Source organism: Demequina mangrovi, from assembly GCF_000759715.1.
Taxonomy (GTDB): domain Bacteria; phylum Actinomycetota; class Actinomycetes; order Actinomycetales; family Demequinaceae; genus Demequina; species Demequina mangrovi.
Map to the genome: position 1 here is coordinate 1 of NZ_BBLU01000013.1, position 19,683 is coordinate 19,683.

The 19,683-nt window shown below is 72.6% G+C and carries 20 protein-coding genes and 1 pseudogene; 11 read left to right on the plus strand and 10 right to left on the minus strand.

Annotation, left to right across the window (positions count from 1 at the left end; all coding sequences use genetic code 11):
* The 4 genes and pseudogenes from TR42_RS15355 to secA all read left to right on the plus strand — a co-directional run.
* Nucleotides 1-259, plus strand: a pseudogene (locus tag TR42_RS15355) (ComF family protein); the annotation flags it as partial.
* Between the two features lie 150 nt (nucleotides 260-409).
* Nucleotides 410-1,057 (plus strand): ribosome hibernation-promoting factor, HPF/YfiA family, encoded by a 648-nt coding sequence (hpf, locus tag TR42_RS10540; RefSeq protein WP_042215640.1) that lies wholly within the window; start codon nucleotides 410-412, stop codon nucleotides 1,055-1,057.
* Nucleotides 1,058-1,102: 45 nt separating this feature from the next.
* Entirely contained in the window at nucleotides 1,103-1,993 is an 891-nt protein-coding gene (locus tag TR42_RS10545) for a DMT family transporter (protein WP_143058913.1), read from the plus strand.
* 57 nt (nucleotides 1,994-2,050) lie between these two features.
* Nucleotides 2,051-4,888: a preprotein translocase subunit SecA gene (gene secA / locus TR42_RS10550; protein WP_236623428.1), complete on the plus strand. Its 2,838-nt coding sequence runs from the start codon at nucleotides 2,051-2,053 to the stop codon at nucleotides 4,886-4,888.
* Between the two features lie 58 nt (nucleotides 4,889-4,946).
* On the opposite strand, the gene TR42_RS10555 is transcribed toward secA, so the two are convergent.
* Both TR42_RS10555 and TR42_RS15100 read right to left on the minus strand, forming a co-directional pair.
* Entirely contained in the window at nucleotides 4,947-5,339 is a 393-nt protein-coding gene (locus tag TR42_RS10555; RefSeq protein ID WP_042215644.1) for an Rv3235 family protein, read from the minus strand.
* Nucleotides 5,336-6,049, minus strand: coding sequence for a LysM peptidoglycan-binding domain-containing protein (locus tag TR42_RS15100; protein ID WP_052405960.1), 714 nt, complete (start codon nucleotides 6,047-6,049; stop codon nucleotides 5,336-5,338). The genes TR42_RS10555 and TR42_RS15100 overlap by 4 nt, the downstream gene beginning before the upstream one ends.
* Before the next feature lie 127 nt (nucleotides 6,050-6,176).
* Between TR42_RS15100 and TR42_RS10565 the strand changes: the two genes are divergently transcribed.
* Nucleotides 6,177-6,683 (plus strand): hypothetical protein, encoded by a 507-nt coding sequence (locus TR42_RS10565; protein ID WP_042215646.1) that lies wholly within the window; start codon nucleotides 6,177-6,179, stop codon nucleotides 6,681-6,683.
* On the opposite strand, the gene TR42_RS10570 is transcribed toward TR42_RS10565, so the two are convergent.
* Nucleotides 6,680-6,892 (minus strand): helix-turn-helix domain-containing protein, encoded by a 213-nt coding sequence (locus tag TR42_RS10570; protein WP_042215648.1) that lies wholly within the window; start codon nucleotides 6,890-6,892, stop codon nucleotides 6,680-6,682. The genes TR42_RS10565 and TR42_RS10570 overlap by 4 nt on opposite strands.
* A 112-nt stretch (nucleotides 6,893-7,004) precedes the next feature.
* On the opposite strand from TR42_RS10570, the gene TR42_RS10575 reads away from it, so the two are divergent.
* The 3 genes from TR42_RS10575 to TR42_RS10585 are packed head-to-tail and all read left to right on the plus strand — an operon-like array spanning nucleotide 7,005 to nucleotide 9,227.
* Entirely contained in the window at nucleotides 7,005-7,610 is a 606-nt protein-coding gene (locus tag TR42_RS10575; RefSeq protein ID WP_042215669.1) for an SAF domain-containing protein, read from the plus strand.
* A complete protein-coding gene (locus tag TR42_RS10580; protein WP_042215650.1) occupies nucleotides 7,607-8,782 on the plus strand; it encodes a CpaE/TadZ family protein in 1,176 nt (391 codons plus the stop codon). The genes TR42_RS10575 and TR42_RS10580 overlap by 4 nt, the downstream gene beginning before the upstream one ends.
* Before the next feature lie 4 nt (nucleotides 8,783-8,786).
* The gene (locus tag TR42_RS10585; protein WP_042215651.1) at nucleotides 8,787-9,227 is read left to right on the plus strand and encodes a DUF6912 family protein; all 441 of its coding nucleotides are present in this window, start codon (nucleotides 8,787-8,789) and stop codon (nucleotides 9,225-9,227) included.
* 30 nt (nucleotides 9,228-9,257) lie between these two features.
* On the opposite strand, the gene hisN is transcribed toward TR42_RS10585, so the two are convergent.
* From hisN to TR42_RS10605, 4 genes are read right to left on the minus strand one after another with little or no spacing between them, the layout of a single operon-like run.
* Entirely contained in the window at nucleotides 9,258-10,055 is a 798-nt protein-coding gene (gene hisN, locus TR42_RS10590; RefSeq protein WP_042215653.1) for a histidinol-phosphatase, read from the minus strand.
* Between the two features lie 38 nt (nucleotides 10,056-10,093).
* The gene (gene rsgA / locus TR42_RS10595; protein ID WP_042215655.1) at nucleotides 10,094-11,110 is read right to left on the minus strand and encodes a ribosome small subunit-dependent GTPase A; all 1,017 of its coding nucleotides are present in this window, start codon (nucleotides 11,108-11,110) and stop codon (nucleotides 10,094-10,096) included.
* Entirely contained in the window at nucleotides 11,111-12,430 is a 1,320-nt protein-coding gene (gene aroA, locus TR42_RS10600; protein WP_201770799.1) for a 3-phosphoshikimate 1-carboxyvinyltransferase, read from the minus strand.
* A complete protein-coding gene (locus TR42_RS10605) occupies nucleotides 12,427-12,981 on the minus strand; it encodes a DoxX family membrane protein (protein WP_161786639.1) in 555 nt (184 codons plus the stop codon). The genes aroA and TR42_RS10605 overlap by 4 nt, the downstream gene beginning before the upstream one ends.
* A gap of 163 nt (nucleotides 12,982-13,144) precedes the next feature.
* Between TR42_RS10605 and TR42_RS10610 the strand changes: the two genes are divergently transcribed.
* Both TR42_RS10610 and rsrA read left to right on the plus strand, forming a co-directional pair.
* Complete coding sequence (locus TR42_RS10610) at nucleotides 13,145-13,756, plus strand: sigma-70 family RNA polymerase sigma factor (protein ID WP_042215657.1); 612 nt, start codon at nucleotides 13,145-13,147, stop codon at nucleotides 13,754-13,756.
* Nucleotides 13,743-13,991 (plus strand): mycothiol system anti-sigma-R factor, encoded by a 249-nt coding sequence (rsrA, locus tag TR42_RS10615; RefSeq protein ID WP_042215659.1) that lies wholly within the window; start codon nucleotides 13,743-13,745, stop codon nucleotides 13,989-13,991. Before TR42_RS10610 ends, rsrA begins: the two co-directional genes overlap by 14 nt.
* A 90-nt stretch (nucleotides 13,992-14,081) precedes the next feature.
* Here rsrA and TR42_RS15435 read toward each other — a convergent pair whose 3' ends face one another.
* Nucleotides 14,082-14,156 (minus strand): 50S ribosomal protein bL37, encoded by a 75-nt coding sequence (locus TR42_RS15435; protein WP_425305726.1) that lies wholly within the window; start codon nucleotides 14,154-14,156, stop codon nucleotides 14,082-14,084.
* A 161-nt stretch (nucleotides 14,157-14,317) separates the two neighbouring features.
* Between TR42_RS15435 and TR42_RS10620 the strand changes: the two genes are divergently transcribed.
* Entirely contained in the window at nucleotides 14,318-15,406 is a 1,089-nt protein-coding gene (locus tag TR42_RS10620; RefSeq protein ID WP_042215661.1) for a type IV pilus twitching motility protein PilT, read from the plus strand.
* Nucleotides 15,407-15,534: 128 nt separating this feature from the next.
* On the opposite strand, the gene TR42_RS10625 is transcribed toward TR42_RS10620, so the two are convergent.
* Together TR42_RS10625 and TR42_RS10630 are read right to left on the minus strand one after the other, a co-directional pair.
* A complete protein-coding gene (locus tag TR42_RS10625; RefSeq protein WP_042215663.1) occupies nucleotides 15,535-16,131 on the minus strand; it encodes a GDSL-type esterase/lipase family protein in 597 nt (198 codons plus the stop codon).
* A partial coding sequence (locus tag TR42_RS10630) for a multifunctional oxoglutarate decarboxylase/oxoglutarate dehydrogenase thiamine pyrophosphate-binding subunit/dihydrolipoyllysine-residue succinyltransferase subunit (RefSeq protein WP_042215665.1) occupies nucleotides 16,128-19,683 on the minus strand: 3,556 nt, incomplete at its 5' end. The genes TR42_RS10625 and TR42_RS10630, both read right to left, overlap by 4 nt.

Sequence of the window (19,683 nt, forward strand, 5' to 3'; positions counted from 1 at the left end):
GCTCGCCCCCGGCGGCGGGGGCGCGCGGGGTGCGGGGGACCGGCTCCGCTGGCGCGCTCCGGCGCCGCGCGCGACGCGCCACGCGTGGCGTCCGTCGCACGCCGTGCCCGCGCTCCTCGTCGACGATGTCGTGACCACCGGCGCCACCCTGGTGCGCGCCGCGGAGGCGCTCGCTGGCACCCCGCTGGTGCCGGTCGGAGCGCTCGTGCTCGCATCCGCCCAGGGTCCGACGCAAGGGGCGCACGTCCGTCGCGGATGACGCCCAAGGAGGGCTATGGTGGGAGATCCAGGACGACGAAGAACGTCGGACACCTTCATGGCGAGGAGGTGAGGCCCCGGGCGCGACAGGCGCCGACCCCTTGCCCCGAGCCCGTGCGCGGGCTTCAGCGACACTGAAGGAGTTTTCGTCATGGACATCGCCATCGTGGGACGTCACACCAAGGTCTCCGAGGACATGCGGCAGAGGATCTTCGAGAAGATGGAGAAGGTCGAGTCTCTCGCCCCTCGCGCGACCCGAGCGGACATCCATGTGGTCCATGAGAGGAATCCCAAGCACGCCAACGACCGGGAGCGCGTCGAGATCACGGTCCGCGGACGCGGCGTGGTCCGCGCCGAGGCCGCAGCGGAGGACCGCTTCATCGCGCTCGACGGCGCGATGCAGAAGCTGGTCGAGCAGCTGCGCAAGCTCCACGAGCGCAAGGCGCACCGCCATCAGGGGAAGGCCGGGCTCCACACGGTGCCTCCGGTCGACCTCGACGAGGCGTCGAGCGACGACCGCGCCGGCAGCGTCGAGGCGTGGGAGGGAGCACCCGAGGGCTCGCACCGCGAGATCCCGATCGACGGGACCCCCATCGTCATCCGCTCCAAGACCCACTCCGCCCCGCCGATGAGCGTCGCCGACGCCCTCGACCAGATGGAGCTCGTGGGCCACGACTTCTTCCTCTTCCACGACGTCGACTCGGGTCTGGCCTCCGCGGTGTACCGCAGGCGCGGCTGGACGTACGGCGTGATCCACCTCGAGCAGGGCGTCGCCGAGGAGACGCGCGAGTCCGCTTGACCTGACCTCTGTCGCGGCGGGGCTGCATCCGGCTAGATTTCCCGGGTGCAGCCCCGCCATTTCATGTCCGTGGTCCTCGCTGCCTCGCTGTGGGGCACCGGCGGCGTCCTGGGGACGCTTCTCGCGCAGCGCGACGGCATCCCGCCCGCGTCCATCGCGATGTGGCGCATGCTCATCGCGGGCCTCGCGCTCAGCGCATGGCTGCTCGCCCGCCGCGCGCTCGCGCTGCGCGCGCTCGACCGCCCCATGGCGATCCGCATCCTCGCGACCGGCTCGCTCACCGCGGTCTTCGAGGTGCTCTACTTCACCGGGATCGCGCTCGCGGGCGTCGGGCTGGCGACGCTCGTCGCGATCGGCTCCGCGCCCGTATGGGTCGCGTTGTGGGACTGGTGGCGGCGCGGCGACCGGCCTGCGGGACGGCGCGTGCTCGCGCTCGTCCTCGCCGTCGCCGGCCTCGTGACGCTGCTCGGCTCATCGCTCTCCGTGGCGGACGGTGCGGCGCTCGGCGTGCTGATCGCGCTGGTGACCGGCGCGACCTTCGCCGGCGTCACCGTCGTCAACCGCGAGCCGGTGCCGGGTCTGGGCGCGGCGCGCCTCACCGCGCTGTCGTTCGCCGCTGGCGGGGTGCTTCTGGTGCCTGTCGCGCTGGTGCTCGGCTGGGGCGCCCCGTCGGGTGCGGCCTCGTGGGGGCTCGCGACCGCGCTCGGCATCGCGTCGACGGCGCTCGCGTACGTCCTGTACCTCGGCGGGCTCCGCACCGTGCCGCCGTTCGTCGCGACCATCGTGTCGATGCTCGAGCCCCTGGTCGCGGCGATCCTCGCGGCGATCGTCTTCTCCGAGCGGCTCGGGTGGACCGGGATCGCGGGTGGTCTCGCCCTCGGCGCGGCGATCGTCCTGTTGCGCCCACAGCGAGACGAACCGGAGAGCATCCACTGACCGCCTACGATGGTCGGGGACTACCCGAGGGTTGAACAGGAGCGCGACGTGGCATTGATGGACCGCATCATCCGTATGGGCGAGGGGCGAGAGCTCCGCCGTCTGGAGAAGGTGGTGACGCTGACCAACGCTCTGGAGGAGTCGTACGAGGCGCTCTCGGACGACGAGCTGCGGGAGCTCACGGTCGAGTTCAAGGAGCGCCGTGCGAACGGCGAGAGCCTCGACTCCCTCATGCCGGAGGCGTTCGCGGCGGTCCGCGAGGCCTCGCGACGCACGCTCGGCATGCGCCACTTCGACGTCCAGCTCATGGGCGGCGGCGCGCTGCACCACGGCAACATCGCCGAGATGAAGACCGGTGAGGGCAAGACCCTGGTCGCGACGCTGCCGGCGTACCTCAACGCGCTCGAGGGCAAGGGCGTGCACATCGTCACGGTCAACGACTACCTCGCGAGCTACCAGTCCGAGCTCATGGGCCGCGTGTTCCGCTTCCTCGGGATGGCCACCGGCTGCATCGTCGCCGGCCAGTCGCCCGAGGTGCGCCGCCGCCAGTACGAGGCGGACATCACCTACGGCACCAACAACGAGTTCGGCTTCGACCACCTGCGCGACAACATGGCGCTGCAGCCCTCGCAGCTGGTCCAGCGCGGCTACCACTACGCGATCGTCGACGAGGTCGACTCGATCCTCATCGACGAGGCGCGTACTCCGCTCATCGTCTCCGGACCCGCCTCGGGCGACAACAACCGCTGGTACGTCGAGTTCGCGCGCCTCGCGCAGCAGCTCGAGATCGACGTCGACTACGAGGTCGAGGAGAAGAAGCGCGCGGTCGGCATCCTCGAGCCCGGCATCGACAAGGTCGAGAAGGCGCTCGGCATCGAGAACCTCTACGACCCCGCCAACACGCCGCTCATCGGCTTCCTCAACAACGCCATCAAGGCGAAGGAGCTGTTCCGCAAGGACCGCGACTACGTGGTGCAGGGCGGCGAGGTCGACATCGTCGACGAGCACACCGGCCGTCTGCTCAAGGGCCGCCGCTACTCGGAGGGCCTCCACCAGGCGATCGAGGCCAAGGAGCGCGTCCCGATCAAGGCGGAGAACCAGACGTACGCCTCGATCACCCTCCAGAACTACTTCCGTCTCTACGGCAAGCTCGCGGGCATGACCGGTACGGCGCAGACCGAGGCGGCCGAGCTCCATGCGACCTACGGCATGGGCGTCATCCCCATCCCGACCAACCGCCCGATGATCCGTCAGGACCAGTCGGACCTGCTCTACAAGAACGAGCAGTCGAAGTTCACCGCCGTCATCACGGACATCCTCGAGCGGCACGAGAAGGGCCAGCCGGTGCTGGTCGGCACGGTGTCGGTCGAGAAGTCCGAGTCGCTGTCGCAGGAGCTGCGCAAGCGCGGCATCGTCCACACCGTCCTCAACGCGAAGCAGCACGAGCGCGAGGCGGCGATCGTCGCCGAGGCCGGCCGCAAGGGCGCCGTGACCGTCGCGACCAACATGGCGGGCCGCGGCACCGACATCATGCTGGGCGGGAACCCCGAGTTCCGCGCGGTCGCCGAGATGCAGGCCCGCGGCCTCGACCCGAACGAGAGCCCGGAGGAGTACGAGGAGGTCTGGAAGGACGTCTTCGCCGCCGCTCAGGAGGAGACCTCGGCCGAGCGGGACGAGGTCCTCGAGGCGGGCGGCCTCTACGTGCTCGGCACCGAGCGCCACGAGTCGCGCCGCATCGACAACCAGCTCCGCGGCCGCTCGGGCCGCCAGGGCGACCCGGGCGAGAGCCGGTTCTACCTCTCGCTCGAGGACGACCTCATGCGGATGTTCCAGTCGGGCCTCGCGGCCAGCGTGATGAACTCGTCGGCGCTGCCCGACGACATGCCGATCGAGTCGAAGGTGCTCACGCGCGGCGTGCAGAGCGCGCAGGCGCAGATCGAGGGTCGCAACCACGAGATCCGCAAGAACATCCTCAAGTACGACGACGTGCTGAACTCGCAGCGTCACATCATCTTCGCCGAGCGCCGTCGCGTGCTCGACGGCGAGGACCTGCACGAGCAGATCCAGCAGTTCATCGAGGACGTGGTCCGCGCGTACGTGCGCTCCGCGACGCTCGTCGGCTCGCCCGACGACTGGGACCTCGAGGCGCTGTGGAAGGACCTGCGCTCGGTCTACCCGGTGTCGATCGACATCGAGGAGGTCATCGAGGAGGCCGGCGACCTGTCCGGGCTCACCACCGCGTTCCTCGAGCGCGAGCTCGTGGCCGATGCGCGCCTCCAGTACGAGCTGGTCGAGACCAGGCTCGGGGCCGACGTCATGCGCCAGGTCGAGCGCCAGGTGCTGCTGCAGGTCATGGACTTCAAGTGGCGCGAGCACCTCTACGAGATGGACTACCTCAAGGAGGGCATCGGCCTGCGCGCGATGGGTCAGCGCGACCCGCTGATCGAGTACCAGCGCGAGGGCTTCCAGCTCTTCGAGGCGATGTCCGACGCGATCAAGGAGCAGGCGGTCTCGATCCTCTACCGCGTCGAGAAGAAGGAGGCTCCCGCGCAGGCCCCGGTGACCGCGGACTCCGCGGCGGCCACGGCGCAGGCCGGCGCGAAGGCTGCGGCGCCCGCGCAGGTCCCGGCAGCCGCCGGCCGTCGCGTCTCCTCGCGTCCCGCCACGGGCTCCGTGGGCGGCCCCGTCCAGGCGAGCATGGGCGCGCTGACGTTCTCCGGACCGTCGCAGGACGGCTCGGGCCAGGCGGCGGCGACCAAGCAGGCCGAGGGCGCGCACCCGTGGGACGACGGCCGCGTCTTCGCGGGTGCGGGCAAGAACTCCCCGTGCCCGTGCGGCTCCGGACGCAAGTACAAGATGTGCCACGGCAAGAACGAGGACCAGACCGAGCTCTGACCTCCGCCGTCTCCGTCGCCGAGGGCGGCCGCCTGCGGGTGGCCGCCCTCGGCGCGTCTCAGCCGATGTCGAGCACGGTGATGACCCAGCGGCCCGCGAGGTCCTCGAGGCGGATGGCGACGGCGTGGACCCGGTCGCCGATGCGGGCGACCGCCGCGATCTCCGTCGCGGTCGGCGAGACCCGGCATGACCGCGCACGGACGATGCGGGCGGGGATCCCGCCGCGCCGCCCGAGCCGGTGGGCGAGCGAGTGCTGGCGCGCGAGCCGCTCGCGCACCTCCGGGGTGATCCAGCGGAGGAGGGTGTCGAGCCCCTCTCCGCCGTGGACCACCTCGATGGCGGTGAGCGCGCAGGTGCACGCGAGCGGGGTCGGATCGCCGAGCGTCGCGCGCGTGCGTCCGTAGATGTCGGCGCGAGGCGGCCGTGGCGCCCATGCGGGCTCGGCGCTCATCGTGCGTCCTCGACGAGACCGTCCGGAAGGACGAGCCGCAGGCCCGGATGGATGAGGTCGGGGTCCGCCCCGATCGCGTCCGCGTTCGCGGCGTAGAGCTCGGGCCACGCCGCCGCGATGTCGGCGGCCGACGCGTCCGGGCCTTGCTCGTCGGCCGTGATGGACCACAGGCTCTCGCCTGGGCGGACGGTGCGGACGTGCGCGGTACCGTCCCCGGGCGACGATGCCGACGCGGAGCCGGGCGCGGCTGCCGCCTTCGCTGCGACGGCCGGCGCAGGAGCGGCGGTCTCCGCGCGCGGCGACGTCGGTGCGGAGGGCAGCCAGCCGACCGCGGGAGGGGGCTCGTCCGCGTGCGCGGCGCCCGTGCCGAGCAGCAGGGCGGCGAGCGTGGCGGCGACCGTGCGCGCGAGGCGCCCGGTGGCCGGGGGAGCGGCGCGTCCACGCAGCTGCGCGCCGAGCGCTCGCGCGACGTCGAGCAGGAACCCTGCGGAGACGAGGGCGGCGAGCGCGCCCGCGAGCACCGCGACGAGGTCCGCGGGCTCCCACAGCCTGGCGTCGAGCGAGAGCGCGGCGTGCCACGCGAGCGCGCCGCCGAGGGGTCCGAGGGTCGCCGCCGCGAGGACCGCGGCCAGCCCGATCGCTCCGCTCGCGGGGCCCACGCCACCCGTGGTGCCGCCGTCCCCCTTCGTCATGATGCCGTGCCTGGTCATCCCTGCCCCCTTTTTGATCACGTTTGATGCTGTTTAGTGTTATTCGACACCTCCTGATGTAGTCCTCTTCGCCGCTTCTGTCCAGATCGGGGTGCCGCTCTGGGGATGACGTCGATAGCGTGACGCCATGCGCTGGGAGCTGCTGTTCGCCGATCTCGAGGCCTCGCTCGACGCCGCCGACCGTGCGGACCTCGACGTCGAGATCGCCGAGCGCACCCGGGACGAGCGCGCGACGGTCCCCCTCGCCGGGAGGCTCCTCGCGCACCCGGGCGTCGCGGTGCGCCTGGTCCTCCATGACGGCGCCGCGATCGAGGGGGCCGTCGCGGACGCGGCGGGCGCGTGGGTGCTGCTCGACGGCGCTCCGGGACAGGTGCTCGTGCCGCTGGCGGCGGTCTCCTCGTGCGAGGGCCTCGGGCACGGCGCCACGGAGGTCGGAGCGGTGCGGCTCCGCATGGGGGTGGGCACGGTGCTGCGCGAGATCGCCGAGCGCGGCGACGCCGTGTCCGTGCAGACGCCCGGCGGACGATGGCACGGCAGGGTCGCCGCGGTCGGCGCGGATCACCTCGAGCTCGCGTCGGAGCGGGGCATGCGCACCGTGCCGCTCGCGGCGGTGCTGGCGGTGCGAGCGGGCTAGCGGGCCTCGCGCTCGCGGAGGTGCTCGCGGGCGACCGCGTACTGACGGGCGATGTAGCTCTCGAGCTCCGCCTCGTCGACGCGCCACTGCCCACGCCCGCCCACCTGGATCGCCGGCAGGTCGCCGGAGCGCACGAGGGCGTACGCCTGCTGCGAGGAGATGTTCAGGATCTCCTGAACGTCGCTGAGCTTGAGGAACCTGGGCGGCACCTCGTCATTGTGACATGCCGGAGCCGCGCGCGCCGGATGTCCACAGGTCTTCCCGTGCGCCCCGACACCAGGCATGATGGGCGGCAGCCGACAACGTCGCTGGGGGGTGACGATGCGTGATGCGGGGCGACCGGTGGTGGCGCGTCTGCGCGCTCCGGGTTGGCGCGATCCGCGGCTCGTCGTGGGCGTCCTCCTCATCGCGATCGCGGTCACGGGCGTGGTCGCGGTGCTGCGCGCGGCCGACGACACCGTGCCGGTCTACGCGGCCGCCGAGCCGCTCGCTCCGGGCGCGGTCCTCGACGAGTCCTCGGTCGCCGTCGCGCATGTGCGCGTCGGGGAGGGCTACCTCGAGGCCGTCGACGACGCGCCCTGGGGCGCGGTCCTCACCCGCACCGTCGGGGAGGGAGAGCTCATCCCGGCGAGCGCGGTGGAGTCGCCCGAGGCGTACGACGCGCGGCGGGTCGCGGTGCTCGCGACGGTGCCCGTCGCGTCGGATGTGACCGTCGGTGCGGCCGTCGACGTGTGGGCGACGCCGGCCGAGGGTGGCGCCTCCGCGAGGGTCGCGGCGTCGCTCCCCGTCGCGGAGGTCGAGCGCGACGACGACGCCTTCGGGCTCTCCGGCACCACCGTCTACCTCGCCGTCCCGCAGGACGAGGTCGGCGCGCTCCTCGACGCCCTCGCGACGGCCGCGGCCGTCGCGGTCGTGGGGGCGGGGTGACCGCCGCCGCGCGCGCCGTGATCGCGGTGCGGGGGCCGGACGAGGCGCGCGTGGTCGCCGCGCTGGACGCGCACCCCGGGATCGTGGTGGTGAGGCGATGCCCGGACCTCGCCGAGGCGATCGCCGTCGCGCAGGCCGGGCTCGGCACGGTGGTCATCGTGTCCGACCAGCCGCACCTCGACGCGGACGCGGTGGCGAGCATCCGGTCGGCGGGCGTCGGGCTCGTGGGAGTGGCGTCCGGGCCGGCGCCGCGGCTGGACATGCTCGGGATCCGCATCGCGCGCGAGGATCTCGTCGACGCGGTGCTCGCCGCGGTGGCGCGGCCCGCGCCGGCGCTCGCGGCGCCGGTGCCGCGCGGCGAGGGCGGGCTCGTGGCGGTGTGGGGCACCGGGGGCGCGCCGGGGCGCACCACGGTCGCGGTCAACGTCGCGGCGGAGGCGGCGATCGCCGGCCATCGCACGCTGCTCGTGGACCTCGACATGTACGGGGCGTCGATCGCGACGGCGCTCGGACTCGTCGACGAGGCGCCGGGCGTGGCCGCGGTGACGCGTGCCGCGACGCGGGGCGAGGACGTCGCCGCGGCGCTGTCGCGGCAGCTCACGGAGGTCGCACCGCGGCTGAGCGTCCTCACGGGGCTCCCGCGGGCCGCGCGCTGGCCCGAGGTCACGCCGGGCGGGCTGGAGAGGCTGTGGCCCGCGCTGCGGGCGGCCGCCGACGTGGTGGTCGTCGACGTCGCCGCGCCCGTCGACCCGGGCGGCGGATCGCTCGCGCGGCCGGGCCGCGACGGCGCGACGCTCGCCGCGCTCGCGGAGGCCGATGTCGTCCTCGCGGTGGGCGGTGCCGAGCCGCACCAGCTGGTGCGGCTGGTGCAGGCGCTCGTCGACCACGAGGGCCCCGCTCCGGTGGTCGCGGTCAACCGCATCCGCTCGTCCGTGGCGGGGAGCCGCCCCGAGGACGCCATCGCGGCGTCGCTCGGGCGGCACGCCGGCGTGACCGAGGTGTGGCCCCTGCCGTGGGATCCGCGCGCATGCGACGCCGCCGCGCGCGAGGGCAGGGCGCTCGCCGAGGTGGCGCCGCGCTCCCCGCTGCGCGCCGCGATCGCGTCGATGGGCGCGGCGCTGGTGGAGGACGCGCGCGCCTCGCGCCGCAGCCCCGCGGCGGTGACAGACTGATCCCATGCGCGTGTACATCCCCGCCACGGTCGACGATCTGCCCCGCTGCGCGGACGGCCTCTGGGAGCCTCCCGTCGCCTACGCCGTCACCGAGCGCCTGCTCGAGATCGTCGCGAGCGACGACGCCGACGAGCTCGCGGAGATCGCGCGCGACGTCGCGGCTCGCGCCTCGGTCATCGAGGCGGGCTCGCCGCTGCGTGTGGTCGTGGTCGCCGAGCTCACCCGCGCCGAGTGCGACGCGGACCCGGAGGTCCACCCCGCCGCGGTGCGCGTCCACGGCAGGATCCCGGCCTCGGCGATCGCCTGCGCGTTCGTCGACGAGCCGGAGGCCGCGGGCGATGTGAGCGCCGCGGTCGGCGGCGACGAGGACGCGCTCGACGTCCTCGAGGAGCGCGACCTGCTCTGGTACGACGCCTCGGAGCTGGGCAGCCTCAAGCCGGTCTGAGCATCGTCCTGGGAGCGGCGCCCGCGAGCGTCAGGAGCGTCGGGGCGCGAGCCGCGCGAGCACCTCGTCGTGCAGCAGGCCGTTGGTGACGAGCGCGTTGCCGCCGTGCGGGCCGGGCGTGCCGTCCACGCCGGTGAAGCGCCCGCCCGCCTCCTCGACGATCGGCACCAGCGCGCCCATGTCGTAGAGCTCGAGCTCGGGCTCGGCCGCGATGTCGACCGCGCCCTCGGCGACCATCATGTAGCTCCAGAAGTCGCCGTACGCGCGCGTGCGCCAGACGTCGTCCATGAGGCCGAGGAAGGCGTCGAGGCGTCCGAAGTCCCGCCACTCGGACAGGTCCGAGTACGACAGCGAGGCCTCGCCGAGCGTCGCGACGTCGGAGACGTGGATCGGACGCGCGGTCGCCTCGGACTGCCCGAGCCACGCGCCCTGGCCGCGCGCCGCGAACCAGCGCCGGTGCAGCGCCGGCGCGCTCACCACGCCCACCACCACGTCGTCGCCGTCGAGCAGCGAGATGAGCGTCGCCCACACCGGCACGTCGCGGATGAAGTTCTTGGTGCCGTCGATGGGGTCCATCACCCAGCGTCGCGCGCCCGTGCCGGTGGTGCCGTACTCCTCGCCCACGAACGCATCGTCCGGACGGTGCTGCCCGATGAGGTCGCGCGCCATGCGCTCCGCGGCCCGGTCGACGGCCGTGACGGGGGTGTCGTCGGGCTTGGTCTCGACCGTGAGGTCGCCGGTCGCGAAGTTCGGCATCGTCACGCCGTCGACCGCGTCGGCGATCGCGAGGGCGAGCAGGAGGTCGTCGGCGTAGGGGGCGTCCGTCATGCCCTCAACCTACCGGGCACGATGCGCGGCGGGAGCGTTCAGTACGCCTCGCCCGCGGCGCGCGAGGCGAGCAGGCGGCGGATCGAGTCGACGCGCGCGTGGCGGTCCGGCTCGTCCCCGGCCCAGGCGTCGAGCTCGCAGCCGGCCTCGGCCGACTCGTGCGTGCAGCCCCGCGGGCAGCGCTCGTCGGCCGCATCCGCGATGTCGGGGAACGCGAGGATGAAGTGCGAGGGGTCCACGTGCGCGAGCCCGAAGGACCGCACGCCCGGGGTGTCGACGATGCGCCCGCCGGTGGGCACCTCGTACAGCACCGCCGAGGTCGAGGTGTGGCGGCCGCGCCCGGTGACGTCGTTGACGATGCCGACGGCGCGCCCCGCGTCGGGCACGAGCGCGTTGACGAGCGTCGACTTGCCCACGCCCGAGTAGCCGACGAGCACGGTGGTCTCCTCGACCAGCGCGTCGCGCAGCTCGACGAAGCCGGGATCCGCCTCGGGCCCGCCGTCGCGGCGCACCGACATCTCGAGCACGCGCACGCCCAGCGGCTCGTACGCGCCGCGCAGCTCGCTCGCATCCGCGAGGTCGGCCTTGGTCAGCACCAGCAGCGCGGTCATGCCGGCGTCGAAGGCCGCGACCAGGCACCGGTCGATCATGCGCGGGTTGGGCTCGGGGTCCGCCAGCGCCGTGACGATCGCGAGCTGTCCCGCGTTCGCGACGATGACCCGCTCGGTCGCGTCGGTGTCGTCGGCGGTGCGCCGCAGCGCGGTGGCGCGCTCCTCGCGCTTGACGATGCGCGCGAGAGTGTCCGGGCGGCCCGACGTGTCGCCGACCACCCCGACGCGGTCGCCGATCACCAGCCCGCGGCGCCCGAGCTCGCGCGCCTTGACCGCGGTGATGACCGCATCGTCCATGCGGACCGTGTACCGGCCGCGGTCGACGCCGATGACGATGCCCGGCTCGGCGTCCTCGTGCGCGGGACGGATCTTGGTGCGCGGCCTCGAGCCTCGGCGGTTGGGGCGGACCTTCGCGTCGGACTCGTCGTACTCTCGGCGGGCCATTCAGCTGGCCGTCGGATCCGCGTCGAGCATGTCGCGCCACATCGTGGGGAAGTCGGGCATCGTCTTCGACGTGGTGCCCACGTTGAGGACGTCGACGCCCGGCACCGCGAGGCCGATCACCGCGGCGAAGGTCGCCATGCGGTGGTCGTGGTACGTCTCCATGACGGCGCCCGCGAGGCCGGTGGGAGGCCTCCCGCCGAACGTCAGCGCCTCGTCGCCGGCGACGCAGCGCCCGCCCAGACGCTCGACCTCGGCGGCGATCGCCGCGAGCCGGTCCGTCTCGTGGCCGCGCAGGTGGCCGATGCCGGTGAGCTGCGAGGGTCCGTCCCCGAGCGCGCACAGCGCCGCGATGGTGGGCGTGATCTCTCCGGCGGGGGAGAGGTCCGCGTCGATGCCGCGGATCTCGCCGGTGCCGGTCACGGTCATGACGTCGCCGTCGAGCGTGCACGTCGCGCCCATGCGCGTGAGCAGCTCGGGGAAGTACGCGCCGGGCTGCGTGGTGACCGCGGGCCAGCCGGGGACGCGGACGGTGCCGCCGGCGACCAGCGCGGCGGCCATGAACGGTCCGGCGTTGCTGAGATCGGGCTCGACGCGGACGTCGCCCGGGCGGATCTCGCCGGGGTGGACCACCCACGTGCGCTCGTCGGGCTGGTCGACGCGGATGCCCGCGGCGCGCAGCGTCTCGCAGGTCATGTCGATGTGGGGAAGGCTCGGCAGCGTCTCGCCGGTGTGCCGGACCGTGAGCCCCTCGGGCAGCCGCGGCGCCGTCAGCAGGAGCCCGGTCACGAACTGCGAGGACGACGACGAGTCGACCTCGACCACGTCCGGCACCTCGAGCGGCGGGGTGACGGTGAAGGGCAGCGTGCCGCGGCCCTCGTCCTCGACGGTCGCGCCGAGCAGGCGCAGCGCGTCGAGCAGCGGTCCCATGGGGCGCACGCGCGCGCCCTCGTCGCCGTCGAAGCTCACGGGCCCGTCGGCCAGCAGCACCATCGGCGGGACGAAGCGCATGACCGTGCCCGCGAGGCCGCAGTCGACGTGGACGCCGCCGCGCAGCGGGCCGGGCGTGACACGCCACTCGGCTCCCGCATCGTCCACCTCGACGCCCAGGCCGCGCAGCGCGCCGATCATGAGGTCGGAGTCGCGCGAGCGCAGGCCGCCGCGCACGGTGACGGGCTCCGCGGCGAGGGCCGCGAGCACCAGGAAGCGGTTGGTGAGGGACTTCGAGCCGGGTACCGAGACCGTCGCGTCGAGCGGACGATGCGCGAGGGGCGCGGGCCACACCTCGCCGATCCCGGTGCCGAGAGGGAGGGTGCCGCTCACGCGGCTCGCTTCCACTTGGACTTCTTCGCGGGCTCGGGCTCGGGCTCGCCCTTGGCGGCGGCCTTGGCCTTCGCCTTGGCCTCCTTCTCCTTGGCCTTCGCGGCGGCGGCCTTCTCCTTGGCCTTGACCTTCTTCGCCTTCTTGCGGTCGATGTGCCGCTGGCTGTGGCCCGCGGTCGCGGCGACGAGGACGCCGCCGACCAGCGAGAGGTTCTTGAGGAACTGCTCGAGCTCCTCGTCGCGCTTGGCCTCGTCCTCCTCCTTCCAGAAGGGGTGCGACAACGCGGTGGTGACCCCCGCGAGCCCGGCGAGGCCCAGCGCGGCGGAGCGCGGCGCACGCGACAGCGCGAGCGCCGAGGCGAGCGCGATCGAGGCGATGCCGTGCGCCTTCACCAGGTCGACGGTCTTGACGTCCTCGAGCCCGAGCTCCTCGAGCGCGGGCTCGACGGTGGGAGCGACGCGCGCGGCGCGCTCCTCGGGCTCGAGATAGCTCTGGACCCCTCCGTAGACGAACCAGGAGGCGAGCATGGGCCGGGCGAGTGCGCGCAACATGCCTCCTACGCTACCAAGCACGCGCGCCCGCGTCAGGGGTAGCGGCCCGACGGGAATGGATGCGGCCGGCGCGACGTTGAGCATCGGCGTGACGACAACCGTGGAGAGGCCTCGCCCGACCGCTGCTGCTGCACGCAGGCGCGGGGCTGTACGCTCGCAACCGATGACCGACACGACAGATTTCGACTTCGAGGCTGAGGCGCTGTCCTACATGGACCAGCTCTACGCCGCCGCGCTGCGCATGACGCGCAACGGTGCGGACGCGGAGGACCTGGTCCAGGAGACGTTCGCGAAGGCCTTCGCGGCGCAGGACAAGTTCACGCCGGGGACCAACCTCAAGGCGTGGCTGTACCGCATCCAGACCAACGCGTTCATCAACACCTACCGCAAGAAGCAGCGCGAGCCCAAGCGTTCCGACGCGGAGACCGTCGAGGACTGGCAGCTCGCCGCCGCCGCGGAGCACACCTCGTCGGGGCTCGCCTCTGCCGAGGACCGCGCGCTCGACGCGATCGGCGACGACGAGGTCAAGCGCGCGCTCTCGGAGCTGTCGGACGACTTCCGGATGGCGGTCTACCTCTCCGACGTCGAGGGGTTCGCCTACAAGGAGATCGCGCAGATCATGGACACCCCCGTGGGGACCGTGATGTCGCGCCTGCACCGCGGGCGCAAGCTGCTGAGGGAGAAGCTGAGGGACTACGCCGCGGAGCGCGGCGTCTACGAGAAGGCCCCGGTGAAGAAGAAAGAGGACGGGGGGACCTGCCGTGTCCAAGCCTGAATGCGAGGAGGCGCTCGACCGTCTCTTCGAGTACATCGATCACGAGCTTCCGGAGGACGAGATCCACCGGATCGGCGAGCACCTGCGCGAGTGCCCGCCGTGCGAGGCGGAGCACCGCATCAACGAGAAGATCAAGCGGCTCGTCAACCGCACCGGACACGACGTCGCTCCCGACGAGCTCCGTCAGCGCATCCTCACCACGATCCGCGCCACGCGCCCCGACGCGGGGGCGTAGGCGAGCGGGGCCGGCACCGGTCCCCGGAGATGACAGAAGCCGCATCGGCCATGCCGATGCGGCTTCGTCTCTATCCGGGCGGGACGCGGCTCAGGCGTTGGGCCGCTTGCCGTGGTTGGCGCCGGACTTCGCGCGCGACTTGCGCTTGCGGCCTCGCTTGCTCACAACGTTCCCCTTTCTGGACGCGTAACAAAGACCCCCTATCCTCCCACATCTGAGGACCTCGTCACACCTGCGTCCGAAACGTCCAGCTCGGCTGTACTCTCCGGATCAGCGCGGCGGCTCCACCCCTTCAGCAGGACCGCCCCGATGCCGATGGAGGAAGCGTGACCGATCAGCCCCAGTCCGTGATCCCGTTCCTGCACGCCCTCGCCTCGACGGGCGGCTCCGACCTCCACTGCAAGGTGGGCTCGGCTCCGCGCGTGCGCGTCGACGGCCGCCTGCGCAAGCTGCAGGTGCCGCCGCTCACGCCCGAGGACACGCGCAACATGGTCGCGCAGGTGCTGCCCGAGGACCTGGTCGCGCAGTTCCGCGACACGCACGAGGCGGACTTCGCGTTCTCGCTGTCGGGCGTGGGGCGCTTCCGCGTCAACGCGTACGTCGCGCGCGGCACCGAGGGCCTGGTGTTCCGCCGTGTCGCCGTCGGCGCGCAGAGCTTCGAGGAGCTGGGCCTGCCGCCCGTCATCGCGGACCTCTCGCTCGAGCCCCGCGGCCTCGTGCTCGTCACCGGCCCCACGGGCTCGGGCAAGACCACGACCCTCGCGTCGATGATCGACCTCATCAACAGCTACCGCGAGGTCAACATCGTCACCATCGAGGACCCCATCGAGGTGCTCCACCAGGACAAGAAGTCGATCATCTCGCAGCGCGAGGTGCGCGCGGACACCCTCGACTTCACCAGCGCGCTGCGCGCCGCGATGCGCCAGGACCCCGACGTCATCATGGTCGGCGAGATGCGCGACATCGAGACCGTCCGCGCCGCGCTGTCCGCCGCGGAGACCGGCCACCTGGTGCTCGCGACGCTCCACACCGTGGACGCGCAGGACACCATCAACCGCATCGTCGACTTCTTCACGCCGCACGAGCAGGAGCAGGTCCGCGCGACGCTCGCGCAGACCCTGCGCGGCATCGTCTCGCAGCGCCTGGTCCGTCGCGGCGACGGCGGCGGCCGCACGCTCGTCGCGGAGGTGATGGTCAACACCGGCCGCACCGCCGAGGCGATCGTCGACCCGTCGAGCCAGCCGCCCATCGTCGACCTCATCGCCGAGGGCGAGTACTACAAGATGCAGACGTTCGACCAGCACCTGTTCCAGCTGGTCCAGGACGGCGTGGTCAGCCTCGACGACGCCGTGGCGATCGCCTCGCGCCCGCACGACCTCATGGTCGAGCTCCGCGGCGCGGGCGTCATCGCCTAGCCGCTCCGATTCCCAATGACACTTGTGGTCTGAGCGTCAGAAGGGGCTGGTGGGAATCAACGGGTCCACCGTTGATTCCCACCAGCCCCTTCTTTCACATGTGTCATTGGGAGCCGATTGGCGGCGGATCAGCCTGCCGGCGGCTCGATGCCCAGCCACGAGTGCCAGCGCGAGTGCAGCACCAGCCACGCCATGAGGCCGTAGCCCGCCTGGAGCGGCAGCGCATCGTGCCCGGTGGCCATGTCCGCGGCCCACTGGTCGTGGCGCGCGAGCGGGCCGTACATGTCGATGTAGCCGACGCCGCGGCGCGAGGCCGCGTCCTCGCACACCGCCGCGAGCTCGGCGATGCGCGGGTTGTCGGCCTCGTCGCCCGGGGGCGGGCCCGCGATGAGCGTCTCGAAGCCGAGCGCGTGCGCCCGGTCGAGGAAGTTCGCGATGTTGAGCCGCGTCATCGTGGGGGAGACCCCGCGGTGGACGTCGTGGCGGCCGATGGCGAACAGCACGTGGTTCGCCACCGGCTCCGTCTGACGGATGCGGCGCAGCGCCTCCTCGTCCCACCGGCTGGTGAGCTCGCCCGTGGTCTCGCGCGGCACCGCGAGGGTGTGGAACGCGAGGTCGGGCGCGAGCGGGAGGGTGCGCGCCGCGACGCGCCCCACCCATCCGAGGGCCTTGGGGTCCCCGTGGCCGGCGACGAGCTCGTCACCGACGAGGAAGACGTTCCTCATCGGTCGAACGCCCGTGCGACCAGGTCGGACTGCTCGGCTGCGTGGCGGGACGCGAGGCCCGAGGCGGGCGACGCGGAGGCAGGTCGTGACACGACTCCGAGGGTAGTCCCGACGATCTGCGGAAGGCTCAGCGACATGCGCGACCATGCGCCCTGGTTGAGGGGCTCCTCCTGGACCCAGACCAGCTCCGCGCCGTCGAACGGCGCGAGGGCCTCACGGATCGCGTCGTGCGCGAGCGGGTACAGCTGCTCGAGCCGGACGATGGCCGTGCTGGTGTCGCCCGACCGGTCCCGCTCGGCGACGAGGTCGTAGTAGACCTTGCCCGCGCACAGCAGGACGCGGTCCACCGACGCCGGATCCACCGCATCGTCCCCGATGACCTCGCGGAAGGTGCCCGTGGTGAAGTCCTCGACCGCGGACTGCGCCGCACGCAGGCGGAGCATCGACTTCGGGGTGAAGACGATGAGCGGCTTGCGCGGGCGATCGTAGGCCTGGCGACGCAGCAGGTGGAAGTAGCTGGCCGGGGTGGACGGCATCGCGGCGATCATGTTCTCCTCGCCGCACAGCTGCAGGAAGCGCTCGACGCGGGCCGACGAGTGGTCCGGCCCCTGGCCCTCGAAGCCGTGGGGCAGCAGCAGCACCACCGAGGACGACTGCCCCCACTTCTGCTCGGCCGAGGAGATGAACTCGTCGATGATGGTCTGCGCGCCGTTGACGAAGTCGCCGAACTGCGCCTCCCACAGGACCAGCGAGTCGGGCCGCTCGACCGAGTAGCCGTACTCGAAGCCCAGCACGCTGTACTCCGACAGCGGCGAGTCGAAGATGTGCAGGCGCGCCTGGTCCGAGGCGAGGTAGAGCAGCGGGGTCCACTCGGCGCCGGTGGCGCGGTCGTGATAGACGGCGTGACGCTGCACGAACGTGCCGCGTCGGCTGTCCTGGCCGGACATGCGCACGGGCACGCCCTCCTGGAGCAGGGTGCCGAAGGCGAGGATCTCGCCGTAGCCCCAGTCGATCCCGCCGTCGCGGCTCATGACCTCGCGGCGCTCGAGCAGCTTCTCGAGCTTGGGGTGCACGGAGAAGCCCTCGGGCGGACGCACGTGGGCCCGCCCGATGCGTTCGATCTGGCTCGCGGCGACCGACGTCTTCCAGCCGACCATGATGCCCGCGTCCGACGACTGCGACGACGGCAGCTCGAGGCCCGAGATCGACTCCGAGTCCGAGGACGGCTGATAGCCCTCGCGGGTCTCGATGAACACGCGCTCGAGCTGGGCGAGGTAGTCCTTCGAGACGGCCTCGGCCTCCTCGGTGGTGATGTCCCCGCGGCGGATGAGCGACTCGGTGTAGAGGTGACGCACGGAGCGCTTGGCCTCGATGAGGTCGTACATGCGCGGCTGGGTCATCGACGGGTCGTCGCCCTCGTTGTGGCCGCGGCGGCGGTAGCAGACCATGTCGACGATGACGTCGCGGCCGAACCTCTCGCGGTACTCGAACGCGAGCCGGGCCGCTCGCACGCACGCCTCCGGGTCGTCGCCGTTCACGTGGAAGATCGGGATCTGGTAGCCCTTGGCGATGTCGGTGCAGTAGCGCGTCGACCGCGAGGACTCGGGCCCGGTGGTGAAGCCCACCTGGTTGTTGATGATGACGTGCACGGTGCCGCCGGTGCGGTAGCCCTTGAGCTGCGCCATGTTGAGCGTCTCGGGGATCACGCCCTGGCCCGCGAAGGCCGCGTCGCCGTGGACGAGGACCGGGAGGACGGGGTAGCCGTCGGTCGCCGGGTCCGCGCCGAGCGCGTCGAGCTTCGCGCGGACGATGCCCTCGAGCACCGGGTCGACCGCCTCGAGGTGGGACGGGTTCGCCGCGAGGTACACGCGCGTGGTCGCGCCCGACTCCGCGGTGAAGGTGCCCTCGGTGCCGAGGTGGTACTTGACGTCGCCCGAGCCCTGCACGAGACCGGGCACCGCGGTGCCCTCGAACTCGGAGAAGATCTGCCCGTACCTCTTGCCCGCGAGGTTCGCGAGCACGTTGAGGCGGCCGCGGTGGGCCATGCCGATGCAGACCTCGTGCACGCCCGACTCGGCCGCGGCGCTCATCACCTCGTCGAGCAGCGGGATGAGCGACTCGCCGCCCTCGAGGGAGAAGCGCTTCTGGCCCACGTACTTGGTCTGGAGGAAGGCCTCGAAGGCCTCCGCCGCGTTGAGGCGGTGGAGGATCCGCAGGTGCTCCTCGCGCGTGGGCTTGGTGTAGCCGTGCTCGAGGTGCTCCTGGAAGAAGGCGCGCTGCTCACGGTCCGCGATGTGCATGTACTCGAGGCCGATGGTGCGGCAGTACGCGTCGCGCAGGCGTCCGAGCACGTCACGCACGGTCCACGAGCCCTCGCCCGCGAAGTCCGCGGTCTGGTACGTGCGGTCGAGGTCCCACAGCGTGAGGCCGTGGGTCTGGACGTCGAGGTCGGGGTGCTTGCGCGGGCGCGAGCTCAGCGGGTCGACGTCCGCCATGAGGTGGCCGCGCGAGCGGTACGCGTGGATGAGCTCCGCGATGCGCGCGGGCTTGGCCGCCTCGGTCGCGGGGTCCGTGGCCGCGTCCATGACCCAGCGGACGGGCTCGTAGGGCACGCGGATCGAGGAGAAGACGCGGTCGTAGAAGCCGTCGAGGCCGAGCAGCTTGCGGTGCACGATGCCCAGGAACTCGCCCGACTGCGCGCCCTGGATGACGCGGTGGTCGTACGTCGACGTGAGCGTCATGACCTTGGACACGCCGAGGCGGGCGACCGTCTCCTCGGACGCTCCCTGGAACTCCGCCGGGTAGTCCATCGAGCCCACGCCGATGATCGCGCCCTGGCCGTTCATGAGGCGCGGCACCGAGTGGACCGTGCCGAGCGTGCCCGGGTTGGTGAGCGTGATGGTGGTGCCCTGGAAGTCGGCGGCCTGGAGCGCGCCGGAGCGGGCGCGGCGGATCATGTCCTCGTACGCCGACCAGAACTCGCCGAAGTCCATCGAGTCGGCGCCCTTGATCGAGGGCACGAGCAGCTGGCGCGAGCCGTCGGGCTTCGCGAGGTCGATCGCGAGGCCGAGGTTGACGCCGGCCGGGGTCTGGATCGCGGGGCGGCCGCCCTCCTCGGCGTATGCGGCGTTCATCGAGGGGAACTCCGCGAGCGACTCGACGATCGCGAAGCCGATGAGGTGGGTGAAGCTCACCTTGCCGCCGCGGGTGCGCGCGAGGTGGTTGTTCACCACCACGCGGTTGTCGATGAGCAGCTTCGCGGGGATGGTGCGCACCGACGTCGCGGTCGGGACCGTGAGGCTCGCCTCCATGTTCTCGACGACCTTCGCCGCGGGACCGCGCAGGCGCGTGACGCCCTGCTCGACGTCCTGAGGCGCGAGCGGCGAGTAGTCGGGCCGCTGCAGGTAGGCGGCCGTCGGGGCCTGGGCCGTCGCGATCGGCTGCGTGTGCGGGGCCGCGTCGGCGGCCGCGCTCTCGGAAGCGGTGGCCGAGGCGGGCGCGGGCGCCGGAGCCGGCGCAGGCGCGGGCGCCGGAGCCGGCGCAGGTGCGGGC